Genomic DNA, 13582 nt, shown 5'->3' on the forward strand with positions numbered 1-13582 from the left:
AGCGGATAGTCCTATGATGGGCAACGTTTCCGAGGAGTACGCGCATGCCGTTGCCGACGCTGAAAGACCAGTTTGCCGCCTTGATCGCCGCGCCTTCGGTCAGCTGTACCCAACCTGCGCTGGACCAGTCCAACCGCCAGGTTATCGACCTGTTGGCCGGTTGGCTCGGCGACCTGGGTTTCAAGTGCGATATCCAGCAGGTCAGCCCCGGCAAGTTCAACCTGCTGGCCAGCCGTGGCACCGGCCCAGGAGGGCTGGTGCTGGCCGGGCACAGCGATACCGTGCCCTATGACGAACAGCTGTGGGCCAGCGACCCGCTGAAGCTGACCGAAGCCGATGGCCGTTGGGTCGGCCTGGGCAGCTGCGACATGAAGGGCTTCTTCGCCCTGGTCATCGAAGCGGTCATCCCGCTGCTGGAGCACGACTTCAAGGAGCCACTGCTGATCCTTGCCACCTGCGACGAAGAAAGCTCCATGTCCGGCGCCCGTGCCCTGGCCGAGGCCGGCCAGCCACTGGGGCGTGCAGCGGTCATCGGTGAGCCTACCGGGCTGCGGCCAATTCGCATGCACAAGGGCATCCTCATGGACCGCATCGACATCCTCGGCCGCAGTGGCCATTCGTCGGATCCAAGCCTGGGCCGCAGCGCCATGGAGGCCATGCACGCAGTCATGGGCGAGCTGATGGGCCTGCGCCAGCACTGGCAAAACACCTATAGCAACCCGCAATTCACCGTGCCAACCCCGACCATGAACTTCGGCTGCATCCACGGCGGTGACAACCCCAACCGCATCTGCGGCCAGTGTGCCCTGGAATTCGACCTGCGGCCGCTGCCGGGCATGGATGTGGAGCAACTGCGCGCGGCCATTCGCGAAAAGCTGGTACCCGTGGCCGAGCGCCATGAGGTGCGCATCGACTATGCGCCGCTGTTCCCGGAGGTGCCGCCGTTCGAGCAGGCTGCCGATGTCGAACTGGTTCAGGTCGCGGAGCGCCTGACTGGCCATCGCGCTGAAGCGGTGGCGTTCGGCACCGAAGCACCTTATCTTCAGCAACTGGGCTGCCAGACCATCGTGCTGGGCCCTGGCGACATTGCCTGCGCCCACCAGCCCGGCGAATACCTTGAAATGTCACGAATCGAGCCTACCGTGCGTCTATTGCGTGACCTGATCCGGCACTATTGCCTGCACTAAACGTCAATCGAACTGATTCGTTCCTGCCTAGAGGAGACCGCGCGTGACCGCAAGCCTGTTCCGACGATGATCCTGAACGCCCCCTGCATCGCCGTTCTCCGTCCACTTATCCACAGGCCCTGTCATGCCCGATTACGTCAACTGGCTGCGTCATGCATCCCCCTATATCAATGCCCATCGCGACTGCACCTTTGTGGTCATGCTCCCTGGCGATGGGGTGGAACACCCTAATTTCGGCAATATCGTCCACGACCTGGTGCTGCTGCACAGCCTGGGCGTGCGCCTGGTGCTGGTGCATGGCTCGCGCCCGCAGATCGAAAGCCGGCTGGCCGATCGCGGCCTGACGCCGCACTATCACCGGGGCATGCGTATTACTGATGCGGCCACCCTGGACTGCGTGATCGATGCCGTCGGCGCCCTGCGCCTGGCCATTGAAGCGCGGCTGTCGATGGACATCGCCGCTTCGCCCATGCAGGGCTCGCGCCTGCGCGTGGCCTCCGGCAACCTGGTCACTGCGCGGCCGATCGGCGTGCTCGAAGGCGTGGACTACCACCACACTGGCGAAGTGCGCCGCGTCGACCGCAAGGGCATCAGCCGCCTGCTCGACGAGCGCTCTATCGTGCTGTTGTCGCCCTTGGGCTACTCGCCTACCGGTGAAATCTTCAACCTGGCCTGCGAAGACGTGGCTACCCGCGCGGCCATCGAACTGGGTGCCGACAAATTGTTGCTGTTCGGCGCCGAGCCGGGCCTGTTGGACGCTGACGGAAGGCTGGTGCGTGAACTGCGCCCGCAGCAGGTTGCTCCGCATCTGCAGCGTCTAGGCAGCGACTACCAGGGCGAACTGCTGGATGCTGCGGCCGAGGCTTGCAAAGGCGGTGTGGCGCGCAGCCATATCGTCAGCTATGCCGAGGACGGCGCGCTGCTCACCGAGCTGTTCACCCGGGGCGGTGGCGGTACGCTGGTGTCGCAGGAGCAGTTCGAAGTGGTGCGCGAGGCGACCATCGAGGACGTCGGTGGCCTGCTGGAGTTGATCAGCCCGCTGGAAGAGCAGGGCATCCTGGTGCGCCGTTCGCGCGAAGTGCTGGAGCGAGAGATCGAGCAGTTCAGCGTGGTCGAGCGCGAGGGCATGATCATCGCCTGTGCGGCGCTGTACCCGATTGCCGATTCCGAGGCCGGGGAGCTGGCTTGCCTGGCGGTGAACCCGGAGTACCGCCATGGCGGACGTGGCGATGAGCTGCTGGAACGCATCGAGAGCCGGGCACGGCAGATGGGTTTGAGTACTTTGTTCGTGCTGACTACGCGCACTGCGCACTGGTTTCGCGAGCGCGGCTTTGCGCCCAGTGGCGTGGAGCGGCTGCCGGCGGCGCGGGCTTCGCTGTACAACTACCAGCGCAATTCGAAGATTTTCGAGAAGCCCCTGTAAGCCTGTACCGCAGCTCATGTGGGAGCGGCCTTGCGTCGCGAAAGGGCCGCAAAGCGGCCCCGACATTATCAGCTTGATGCGCAAATATTGGGGGGCACTTTCGCCCCTATCGCGACGCCGCTCCCACAATGGGGGGCGGCGTTTTCGTTTACACGGTATGCAGGTACCAGTTGTACTCGAGGTCGGAGATCGAGTGCTCGAACTCTTCCAGCTCGCTTTCCTTGCACGCGACAAAGATGTCGATGTACTTCGGATCGATGTACTTGTTCAGGATTTCGCTGTCGTCCAGCTCGCGCAGGGCATCGCGCAGGTTGTTCGGCAGGCTCTGCTCCAGCTGCTCGTACGAGTTGCCTTCGATCGGCTCGCCCGGTTCGATCTTGTTGGTCAGGCCGTGGTGCACGCCCGCCAGCACCGCAGCCATCATCAGGTACGGGTTGGCGTCGGCACCGGCCACGCGGTGCTCGATGCGCACGGCGTCCGGCGAGCCGGTCGGTACGCGCAGGGCCACGGTGCGGTTGTCCAGGCCCCAGCTTGGCGCGTTCGGTACGTAGAACTGCGCGCCGAAGCGGCGGTACGAGTTGACGTTCGGGCAGAGGAACGCCATGGACGCGGGCAGGGTCTCGAGCACACCGCCGACAGCGTGACGTAGCGCGGCGTTCTGCTCGGGATCCTCGCTGGTGAAGATGTTGTTGCCATCTTTGTCCAGCACGGAAATGTGTACATGCAGGCCGTTACCAGCCTGGCCCGGGTAGGGCTTGGCCATGAAAGTGGTGTCCATTTCATGGTCGTAGGCGATGTTCTTGATCAACCGCTTGAGCAGTACCGCGTAATCGCAGGCCTTGAGCGGGTCGGGCACGTGGTGCAGGTTGACTTCGAACTGCGCCGGGGCGCTTTCCTTGACGATGGCGTCGGCCGGGATGCCTTGCTCCTTCGCGCCTTCGAGGATGTCCTGCAGGCAGTCGGCATACTCGTCGAGGTCGTCGATCAGGTACACCTGGGTCGACTGCGGGCGCTTGCCCGAGATTGGCGAGCGCGGCGGCTGCGGGCGGCCATTCACGTTCTCCTGGTCGATCAGGTAGAACTCCAGCTCGAATGCGGCGCAGATGGTCAGGCCCATATCGGTGAACTTGCTCACCACCTGGCGCAGCACTTCACGCGGGTCGGCGAAGAACGGCTCGCCTTCCAGCTCGTGCATGGTCATCAGCAGCTGGGCGGTAGGGCGTTTTTGCCACGGCTCATTACAGAGCGTGTCGGGGATTGGATAGCAGATGCGGTCAGCATCGCCGATGTCCAGGCCCAGCCCGGTGCTTTCGACGGTGGAACCGTTGATGTCCAGGGCAAAGAGGGAGGCCGGCAGATTGATGCCTTTCTCGTAAACCTTGTGGAGGCTGGTGCGCTCTATGCGCTTGCCACGCACCACACCATTCATATCTGCAATCAGAAGGTCAACGTAGAGAACCTCAGGATGTTCCTTAAGGAACGCGTTCGCTTCGTTAAGCTGAACGGCACGCGGGGGTACCGACATGATGCAACACCTTTGTTGTTAAAAATATCAATCAAGGGGGGCTTGCAGGACCAGTCAACCGAAAAGCCATACTGATGTCAAGCCAACCCCATGACGCCCTGAAATGGCACATCTACGGCAGATTTGCTGCATATCGGGGCAGGCCATTATCCGCTATTTCTGCCTGAAAGGGTGATCTCAAACGTGCCGTGTTTTATTTTTTACGGAAGTGTTGTGTAAAAAAATGAACAAGGCTAAGCTCGGTCACAACCCAGAACACAATAATACGAGGGTCACATGGTCCGCTTGCCGCGACCTGAAAGTACTGCGTGCGCAGTGCAATCGGGTACTTCCGTCGTTTTTGCAAGCTTCGTCAATGGCGTGGTCGCCCTGGCCGCAATAATTGACGTTTGGCGTTCCCGGACCCGTCCTCGTAGCGGCTTGCCGCCCTTCGCTTCGTCTTCCTGCCTTTTGAACTCATTACGGACACAGCTGATTTCAGTGTATCCACTGTGGCTCTGCGCGTGGGTTTTTGCTTTAGCAATCGACTCCATCCAGAATCAAGTCGCGGACCACCTTACCTCCTGAGGTATTTATGAGTAACAACCTCGACCAGCTCACCGATTGGTTGAAAGAGCACAAGATCACCGAAGTCGAATGCATGATCAGCGACCTGACCGGCATCACGCGCGGCAAGATTTCGCCAACCAACAAATTCATCGCTGAAAAAGGCATGCGGCTGCCCGAAAGCGTGCTGCTGCAGACCGTGACCGGCGACTACGTCGACGACGACATCTATTACGAACTGCTCGACCCTGCAGACATCGACATGATCTGCCGCCCTGACGAGAACGCCGTGTTCCTCGTGCCGTGGGCCATCGAGCCAACCGCACAGGTCATCCACGACACCTACGACAAGAAGGGCAACCCGGTCGAACTGTCGCCGCGCAACGTGCTGAAGAAAGTGCTCAAGCTATACGCTGACAAGGGCTGGCAGCCGATCGTCGCACCGGAGATGGAGTTCTACCTGACCAAGCGCAGCGAAGACCCGGACTTCCCGCTGCAGCCCCCGGTAGGCCGTTCCGGTCGCCCGGAAACCGGCCGTCAGTCGTTCTCGATCGAAGCTGCCAACGAATTCGACCCGCTGTTCGAAGACGTCTACGACTGGTGCGAGCTGCAGCAGCTGGACCTCGACACGCTGATCCACGAAGACGGCACGGCGCAGATGGAAATCAACTTCCGTCACGGCGACGCTCTGCACCTGGCCGACCAGATCCTGGTGTTCAAGCGCACCATGCGCGAGGCGGCGCTCAAGCACAACGTGGCTGCCACTTTCATGGCCAAACCGATGACCGGCGAGCCGGGCAGTGCCATGCACCTGCACCAGAGTGTGGTCGACGTGGCCACCGGCAAGAACATCTTCAGCAATGAAGACGGCAGCATGAGCGAGCTGTTCCTCAACCACATTGGTGGCCTGCAGAAGTTCATCCCCGAGGCGCTGCCGCTGTTCGCGCCCAACGTCAACTCGTTCCGCCGCTTCCTGCCCGACACTTCGGCGCCGGTAAACGTGGAGTGGGGCGAAGAAAACCGCACCGTCGGCCTGCGTGTACCGGATGCCGGCCCGCAAAGCCGGCGCGTCGAAAACCGCCTGCCGGGCGCCGACGCCAACCCATACCTGGCCATCGCCGCCAGCCTGCTGTGTGGCTACATCGGCATGGTCGAAGGCATCGAGGCCAGCGCGCCAGTGCAGGGCCGTGGTTACGAACGCCGCAACCTGCGCCTGCCCCTGACCATCGAAGACGCCTTGGAACGCATGGAAAACAGCCGTGCGCTGGTGCAGTACCTGGGCAAGAAATTCATCACCGGGTATGTCGCTACCAAGCGCGCCGAGCACGAAAACTTCAAGCGTGTCATCAGTTCGTGGGAGCGTGAGTTCCTGCTGTTCGCTGTCTGATCAACCCTGGTGCCGCAGGAGCGCGGCGGTCCAATAACGGAGAAGCACATGAGCGTCAACAACCCGCAAACCCGTGAATGGCAAACCCTGAGCGGGGAGCATCACCTCGCACCTTTCAGTGACTACAAGCAACTGAAGGAGAAGGGGCCGCGCATCATCACCAAGGCCCAGGGTGTGCATTTGTGGGATAGCGAGGGGCACAAGATCCTCGACGGCATGGCCGGTCTGTGGTGCGTGGCGGTCGGCTACGGACGTGAAGAGCTGGTGCAGGCGGCGGAAAAACAGATGCGCGAGCTGCCGTACTACAACCTGTTCTTCCAGACCGCTCACCCGCCTGCGCTCGAGCTGGCCAAGGCGATCACCGACGTGGCGCCGAAAGGTATGACCCATGTGTTCTTCACCGGCTCCGGCTCCGAAGGCAACGACACTGTGCTGCGCATGGTGCGCCACTACTGGGCGCTGAAGGGCAAACCGCACAAGCAGACCATCATCGGCCGCATCAACGGTTACCACGGCTCCACCTTCGCCGGTGCATGCCTGGGCGGCATGAGCGGCATGCACGAGCAGGGTGGCCTGCCGATCCCGGGCATCGTGCACATCCCTCAGCCGTACTGGTTCGGCGAGGGTGGCGACATGACCCCTGACGAATTCGGTGTCTGGGCCGCCGAGCAGTTGGAGAAGAAGATCCTCGAAGTCGGCGAAGACAACGTCGCTGCCTTCATCGCCGAGCCGATCCAGGGCGCAGGTGGCGTGATCATCCCGCCGCAAACCTACTGGCCGAAGGTGAAGGAGATCCTCGCCAGGTACGACATTCTGTTCGTCGCCGACGAGGTGATCTGCGGCTTCGGCCGTACCGGCGAGTGGTTTGGCTCTGATTACTACGACCTCAAGCCTGACCTGATGACCATCGCGAAAGGCCTGACCTCCGGTTACATCCCCATGGGCGGTGTGATTGTGCGTGACACCGTGGCCAAGGTGATCAGCGAAGGCGGCGACTTCAACCACGGTTTCACCTACTCCGGTCACCCGGTGGCGGCCGCGGTGGGCCTGGAAAACCTGCGCATCCTGCGTGACGAGAAAATTGTCGAGAAGGCGCGCACGGAAGCGGCACCGTATTTGCAAAAGCGTTTGCGTGAGCTGCAGGACCATCCACTGGTGGGTGAAGTGCGCGGCCTGGGCATGCTGGGTGCGATCGAGCTGGTCAAGGACAAGGCCACCCGCAGCCGTTACGAGGGCAAGGGCGTGGGCATGATCTGCCGCACCTTCTGCTTTGAGAACGGGCTCATCATGCGTGCGGTGGGTGACACCATGATCATCGCGCCGCCGCTGGTAATCAGCCATGCGGAGATCGACGAACTAGTGGAAAAGGCGCGCAAGTGCCTGGACCTGACCCTTGAGGCGATTCGATAAGCGTTTGCTAGGCTAGCGTTGTGACATTAAGTCGTTACATGGCCCTGCTTTCCTTGATACAGGGCCTTGTAACTTGCCAGACTAGCGACTGTTTCAGTCGCCGCGCGCTCTGCACCGTGGGTTCTGGCTGCTGGACAGTTGCTAAATAAAAATTCTGGAGCATTACGCATGAATAAAATGGGCAAGACGTTGCTGGCCGCCGCCCTGATGGGTGCCATGGCCTCCGCTGTTCAGGCTGAAGACAAAGTGTTGAACGTCTATAACTGGTCGGACTACATCGCTCCGGACACCATCGCCAAGTTCGAGAAGCAGACGGGGATCAAGGTCAAGTACGACGTCTTCGACAGCAACGAAACCCTGGAAGCCAAGCTGCTGGCAGGCAAGTCGGGTTATGACATCGTCGTGCCTTCGAACAATTTCCTGGCCAAGCAGATCAAGGCGGGTGTGTACGAGGAGCTGGACCGGTCCAAGCTGCCGAACTGGAAGAACCTCGACCCCGACCTGCTCAAGGCCGTTGGCGATGCCAGCGACAAGGACAACAAGCATGCCTTCCCTTACATGTGGGGCTCGATCGGCATTGGCTACAACCCGGAAAAGGTCAAGGCTGCGCTGGGCGTGGACAAGATCGATTCGTGGGATGTGGTGTTCAAGCCTGAGAACATCGCCAAGCTCAAGAGCTGCGGCGTGAGCTTCCTCGACGCCCCGACCGAAATGCTCCCGGCTGCGCTGCACTACCTCGGCAAGCCGACCGACAGCACCAAGAAAGAAGACCTGAAGGCCGCCGAGGACCTGTTCCTCAAGATCCGTCCTTCGATCACCTATTTCCACTCGTCCAAGTACATCGGCGACATGGCCAACGGCAACATCTGTGTAGCCGTCGGTTACTCGGGTGACCTGGAGCAATCCAAGGCCCGTGCCCATGAAGCGGGCGACAAGGTCAAAGTGGACTACGTCATTCCGAAGGAAGGTGCCGGTACTTTCTACGACATGGTCGCCATCCCGAAAGATGCCGAGCATAAAGACGCGGCCTACGAGTTCATGAACTTCCTGATGCAGCCGGAAATCATGGCTGAAATCACCAACGCCGTGCGCTTCCCGAACGGTAACGCTGCTGCCACCCCGTTCGTGGACAAAGACATCACCAGCGACCCAAGCATCTACCCGCCTGCCGAAGTGAAGAAGCAGCTGTACGCGATCGCTGCGCCTGACGCTTCCGTGCAGCGAGTGATCACCCGCAGCTGGACGAAGATCAAGTCGGGCAAGTAAGCCTGATGCGACACCTCTGGGCCGGGTTTGCCGGCCCAGAGCCATTGAAAGGTAATTGATGATTGCGGCATCGAAGCTGCGAAGTTAAGTTGCGCGCCGGTTTTGCGTGTGCGGCAGCATTGTCGCTACCCAGGCACTGATTGTGAGGACCCCCACTTGTCTATTTCTGTATTCCGCAAGGCCTTGATGGCCAGCGCGGGCCTGACGCTGGCATGCAGCGTCCAAGCGGCGCCGACGGTGCACTTCTATAACTGGTCCGACTACATCGGCCCGACTACACTCGCGGACTTCGAGAAAGCTACGGGCATCAAGCCTGTGCAAGACGTGTTCGACTCCAACGAAACCCTGGAAGGCAAGCTGCTGGCCGGTAATACCGGCTATGACGTGGTGGTGCCGTCCAACCATTTCCTGGGCAAGCAGATCAAGGCGGGCGCCTTCCAGAAGCTCGACAAGAACCTGCTGCCCAACTATTCCAATCTCGACCCGGCGTTGATGAAGCGCCTGGAAAAGAACGACCCGGGCAACCAGTACGCGGTGCCTTACCTGTGGGGTACCAACGGCATCGGTTACAACGTCGACAAGGTCAAGGCTGCGCTGGGCGTGGATACCATCGATTCCTGGGCCGTGCTGTTCGAGCCCGAAAACATGAAGAAGCTCTCCAAGTGCGGTGTGGCCTTCCTCGACTCGGCAGACGAAATGCTGCCCGCGGTGCTCAACTACATGGGCCTCAACCCCAACAGCACCGACCCCAAGGATTACGCCAAGGCCGAGCAGAAGCTGCTGGCGGTGCGCCCGTATGTGACCTACTTCCACTCGTCCAAGTACATCACCGACCTGGCCAACGGCGACATCTGCGTCGCGGCAGGTTTTTCGGGTGATGTGTTCCAGGCCAAGGCCCGCGCTGAAGAAGCGAAGAAGGGCGTGAACCTGGCCTACGCCATTCCCAAGGAAGGCGGCAACCTCTGGTTCGACGTGCTGGCGATCCCCAAGGACGCCAAGAACGTCAAAGAGGCGCATGCCTTCATCAACTATTTGCTGAAACCTGAGGTTATCGCCCAGGTCAGTGATTACGTCGGTTACGCCAACCCGAACCCCAAGGCTGGCGCCCTGATGGACCAGGCCGTAAGGACTGACGCCGCGGTTTACCCACCGCAGGAAGTGCTGGACAAGATGTTCGTGAACTCAGAGTTGCCACCCAAGGTGCAACGGCTGATGACCCGCAGCTGGACCAAGGTCAAGTCGGGCAAGTAAAAATCCAGACCCGCGACGGCACCGTAGAACAGGCCACGCGGGCACAAAAATCTTGTTGGGAGTTTCACTCATGGCAGTTGCCTCCGGTGCCTATAAAAAAGCCCTCGAGGGTGGCCAGCAACCCAAGCAGGTGCTGGTCAAGATCGACCGGGTCACGAAAAAGTTCGACGAAACGGTAGCCGTGGACGATGTGTCCCTGGAAATCCGCAAGGGCGAGATCTTCGCCCTGCTGGGCGGCTCCGGTTCCGGCAAGTCCACCTTGCTGCGCATGCTGGCCGGCTTCGAGCGCCCGTCCGAAGGGCGGATCTTCCTCGATGGCGTCGACATCACCGACATGCCGCCGTACGAGCGGCCGATCAACATGATGTTCCAGTCCTACGCGCTGTTCCCGCACATGACCGTGGCGCAGAACATCGCCTTCGGCCTGCAGCAGGACAAGATGCCCAAGGCCGAGATCGATGCCCGCGTGGCCGAGATGCTCAAGCTGGTGCACATGACCCAGTACGCCAAGCGCAAGCCGCACCAGTTGTCGGGCGGCCAGCGTCAGCGTGTGGCGTTGGCCCGCTCGCTGGCCAAGCGCCCCAAACTGCTGCTGCTCGACGAGCCGATGGGTGCGCTGGACAAGAAACTGCGTTCGCAGATGCAGCTGGAGCTGGTCGAGATCATCGAGCGCGTGGGTGTAACCTGCGTGATGGTGACCCACGATCAGGAAGAGGCCATGACCATGGCCCAGCGCATCGCCATCATGCACCTGGGCTGGATCGCCCAGATCGGCTCGCCAGTGGACATCTACGAGACACCTACCAGCCGCCTGGTGTGCGAGTTCATCGGTAACGTCAACCTGTTCGAAGGTGACGTGGTCGACGACGCCGAAGGCTACGCGATCATTGCCAGCCCGGAGCTGGAGCGCAAGATCTACGTGGGCCACGGCATCACCACCTCGGTGGAAGACAAGCACATCACCTACGCCCTGCGCCCGGAAAAGATGCTGGTCACCACCCAGCAGCCAACCTGCGAGCACAACTGGTCGCGCGGCAAGATCCACGACATCGCCTACCTGGGCGGCCACTCGGTGTTCTATGTGGAGCTGCCGAGCGGCAAGATCGTGCAGTCGTTCGTTGCCAACGCCGAGCGCCAAGGTACCCGTCCGACCTGGGGCGATGAAGTGTACGTATGGTGGGAAGACGACAGCGGCGTGGTACTGCGGTCATGAAACTGCGCAAGCTCAAGCGAGCCTTCCAGCGTCTGGTCCCGGAGGGGCGGCACTTGGTGATCGGCGTGCCGTTCATCTGGCTGTTCCTGTTCTTCATGCTGCCGTTCTTCATCGTCCTGAAGATCAGTTTTGCCGAAGCTGATGTGGCAATCCCGCCGTATACCGAGATCTACACCTACGTCGAAGACAAGATCCAGCTGGTCCTCAACCTGGCCAACTACGGGCTGTTGACCGAGGATGAGCTGTACCTCTCGGCCTACCTGGGTTCGTTGAAGATGGCGTTCTTCAGCACCCTGCTGTGCCTGCTGATCGGCTTCCCGATGGCCTACGCCATTGCCAACGCCAAGAAGGAGACCCAGACGGTCCTGCTGTTGCTGATCATGATGCCAACCTGGACCGCGATCCTGATCCGCGTCTATGCCTGGATGGGTATCCTCAGCAACAACGGCCTGCTCAACGGTTTCCTCCTGTGGACCGGCTTGATCGACCAGCCGTTGCAGATCCTCAACACCAACCTGGCGGTGTACATCGGCGTGGTCTATTCGTACCTGCCGTTCATGATCCTGCCGCTGTTCGCCAACCTGGTGAAGCATGATCCGAGCCTGCTCGAAGCTGCCTCCGACCTGGGTTCGAGCACCTTCAACAGCTTCTGGAAGATCACGGTACCGCTGTCGAAAAACGGCATCATCGCCGGCTGCATGCTGGTGTTCATCCCGGTGGTGGGCGAGTTCGTGATCCCGGAACTGCTCGGCGGCCCGGAAACCCTGATGATCGGTAAAGTGCTGTGGCAGGAGTTCTTCAACAACCGTGACTGGCCGGTGGCATCCGCCCTGGCAGTGGTGATGCTGGCGATCCTGATCGTGCCGATCCTGCTGTTCAACCGTAGCCAGGCCAAAGAGATGGAGGGCCGCGCATGAAACGCTTCAGTTTCTCCAAGCTGATGCTGGTGCTCGGCTTGCTGTTCATCTACCTGCCGATGTTGATCCTGGTGATCTACTCGTTCAACGCCTCCAAGCTGGTGACGGTGTGGGGCGGCTGGTCGATCAAATGGTACGTCGGCCTGCTCGACAACACCCAGCTGATGGGTTCGGTGATGCGCTCGCTGGAAATCGCCTGCTACACGGCGGTGGCGGCAGTGGCGCTGGGTACCCTGGCGGCCTTCGTGCTGACCCGCGTCACCCGCTTCAAGGGCCGCACGCTGTTCGGTGGCCTGGTCACTGCGCCGCTGGTAATGCCCGAAGTGATCACCGGTCTGTCGCTGTTGCTGCTGTTCGTGGCCATGGCGCAGATGATCGGCTGGCCGCAGGAGCGGGGTATCGTCACCATCTGGATCGCCCATACAACGTTCTGTGCGGCGTATGTGGCGGTGGTGGTGTCGGCTCGCCTGCGTGAGCTGGACCTGTCGATCGAGGAAGCGGCGATGGACCTGGGTGCCAAGCCGTGGAAGGTGTTCTTCCTGATCACCATCCCGATGATCGCGCCATCGCTGGCGGCGGGCGGCATGATGTCGTTCGCCCTGTCGCTGGACGACCTGGTACTGGCCAGCTTCGTCTCCGGGCCTGGCTCGACCACCTTGCCGATGGAAGTGTTCTCGGCGGTGCGTCTGGGTGTGAAACCGGAGATCAACGCCGTGGCCAGCCTGATCTTGCTGTCGGTATCGCTGGTGACCTTCTTCGTCTGGTACTTCAGCCGCCAGGCCGAAGAGCGTCGTCGCAAGGCGATTCAGCAGGCGATCGAAGAGGGTGCTGCAGCCAACGCTTCGCAGCCGCAGGTCAAGCGCCCGGCGCAGGTGGCTGCGTCGGCCTGACCTGGCCCTTTCGCGGGCACGCCCGCTCCCACAGGGACCTCACAGCCTTCAGGGTTGTGGTGAGCCCTGTGGGAGCGGGCATGCCCGCGAAGGCTCCAGCACCGATTCAAAGCCATACCGCATCCCAATGTGGATAGTCCCTGATACTTCTGACCAATCCAGCCCTCAAGGGATTGGCAACAATGTACCGGGCTACATGAACCACACACTCTTCGCGCCGCAGCGCATGGTCCTGGTAACCCGATTGCCATATCGGCTTGTGCCCGACACCGGCCTTGCGCAAGGCAATCGCTGTGCGTGATTTGAACTTGTGCATCAGCGTTCCCAATGTCACTTCTTTCAGCTCGATCAGCCAATGCAGATGGTCCGGCATCACTACCCAGGCCAACGATTGGCAGTCCTGAATGTCATCTGAGACCCGAAGGTGTTTGACCACCAGACGGGCATGGTGGAAGTCGCGGAACAGTGGTTTGCGTTGATGCGTGATGGTGGCCAGCATGTAGAGCCTGCCAGGCTCGGAGAAGCGCCCGCGGCGCAGTCGGTGGGATTCGGCTAACGGCATTTTGA

Annotated in this window: 11 protein-coding genes; 9 read left to right on the forward strand and 2 right to left on the reverse strand. The window is 61.0% G+C overall.

Annotated features, from left to right (window positions below; all coding sequences use genetic code 11):
• Nucleotides 1-44 precede the first annotated feature (44 nt).
• Both argE and argA read left to right on the forward strand, forming a co-directional pair.
• Complete coding sequence (gene argE, locus V6093_RS18855) at nt 45-1187, forward strand: acetylornithine deacetylase (RefSeq protein WP_003253722.1); 1143 nt, start codon at nt 45-47, stop codon at nt 1185-1187.
• 124 nt (nt 1188-1311) lie between these two features.
• Nucleotides 1312-2610 carry an amino-acid N-acetyltransferase gene (gene argA / locus V6093_RS18860; RefSeq protein WP_003253723.1) on the forward strand — a complete coding sequence of 433 codons (1299 nt, stop codon included), beginning with the start codon at nt 1312-1314 and terminating at the stop codon, nt 2608-2610.
• Between the two features lie 148 nt (nt 2611-2758).
• On the opposite strand, the gene V6093_RS18865 is transcribed toward argA, so the two are convergent.
• On the reverse strand, nt 2759-4135 hold the full coding sequence (locus tag V6093_RS18865) for a glutamine synthetase family protein (protein WP_003253725.1): 1377 nt from the start codon (nt 4133-4135) through the stop codon (nt 2759-2761).
• A 574-nt stretch (nt 4136-4709) separates the two neighbouring features.
• Here V6093_RS18865 and V6093_RS18870 point away from each other — a divergent pair.
• From V6093_RS18870 to V6093_RS18900, 7 genes are all read left to right on the forward strand, one after another.
• Entirely contained in the window at nt 4710-6068 is a 1359-nt protein-coding gene (locus V6093_RS18870) for a glutamine synthetase family protein (RefSeq protein ID WP_003253727.1), read from the forward strand.
• Between the two features lie 48 nt (nt 6069-6116).
• Nucleotides 6117-7478 carry an aspartate aminotransferase family protein gene (locus V6093_RS18875; protein ID WP_003253728.1) on the forward strand — a complete coding sequence of 454 codons (1362 nt, stop codon included), beginning with the start codon at nt 6117-6119 and terminating at the stop codon, nt 7476-7478.
• Between the two features lie 168 nt (nt 7479-7646).
• The gene (locus tag V6093_RS18880; protein ID WP_010955708.1) at nt 7647-8744 is read left to right on the forward strand and encodes a polyamine ABC transporter substrate-binding protein; all 1098 of its coding nucleotides are present in this window, start codon (nt 7647-7649) and stop codon (nt 8742-8744) included.
• 156 nt (nt 8745-8900) lie between these two features.
• Nucleotides 8901-9995 carry a polyamine ABC transporter substrate-binding protein gene (locus V6093_RS18885; RefSeq protein ID WP_003253732.1) on the forward strand — a complete coding sequence of 365 codons (1095 nt, stop codon included), beginning with the start codon at nt 8901-8903 and terminating at the stop codon, nt 9993-9995.
• Nucleotides 9996-10065: 70 nt separating this feature from the next.
• A complete protein-coding gene (potA, locus tag V6093_RS18890; protein ID WP_003253733.1) occupies nt 10066-11208 on the forward strand; it encodes a polyamine ABC transporter ATP-binding protein in 1143 nt (380 codons plus the stop codon).
• On the forward strand, nt 11205-12125 hold the full coding sequence (locus tag V6093_RS18895) for an ABC transporter permease subunit (protein ID WP_003253736.1): 921 nt from the start codon (nt 11205-11207) through the stop codon (nt 12123-12125). Before potA ends, V6093_RS18895 begins: the two co-directional genes overlap by 4 nt.
• Nucleotides 12122-13015: an ABC transporter permease subunit gene (locus tag V6093_RS18900; protein WP_016712586.1), complete on the forward strand. Its 894-nt coding sequence runs from the start codon at nt 12122-12124 to the stop codon at nt 13013-13015. Before V6093_RS18895 ends, V6093_RS18900 begins: the two co-directional genes overlap by 4 nt.
• 106 nt (nt 13016-13121) lie before the next feature.
• Here the strand turns inward: V6093_RS18900 and V6093_RS18905 are convergent, their stop codons facing one another.
• Nucleotides 13122-13577, reverse strand: coding sequence for an REP-associated tyrosine transposase (locus V6093_RS18905; protein WP_047603674.1), 456 nt, complete (start codon nt 13575-13577; stop codon nt 13122-13124).
• Nucleotides 13578-13582 lie beyond the last annotated feature (5 nt).

It is taken from the genome of Pseudomonas putida group bacterium ESBL64 (genome assembly GCF_045277175.1).
GTDB lineage: Bacteria > Pseudomonadota > Gammaproteobacteria > Pseudomonadales > Pseudomonadaceae > Aquipseudomonas > Aquipseudomonas alloputida.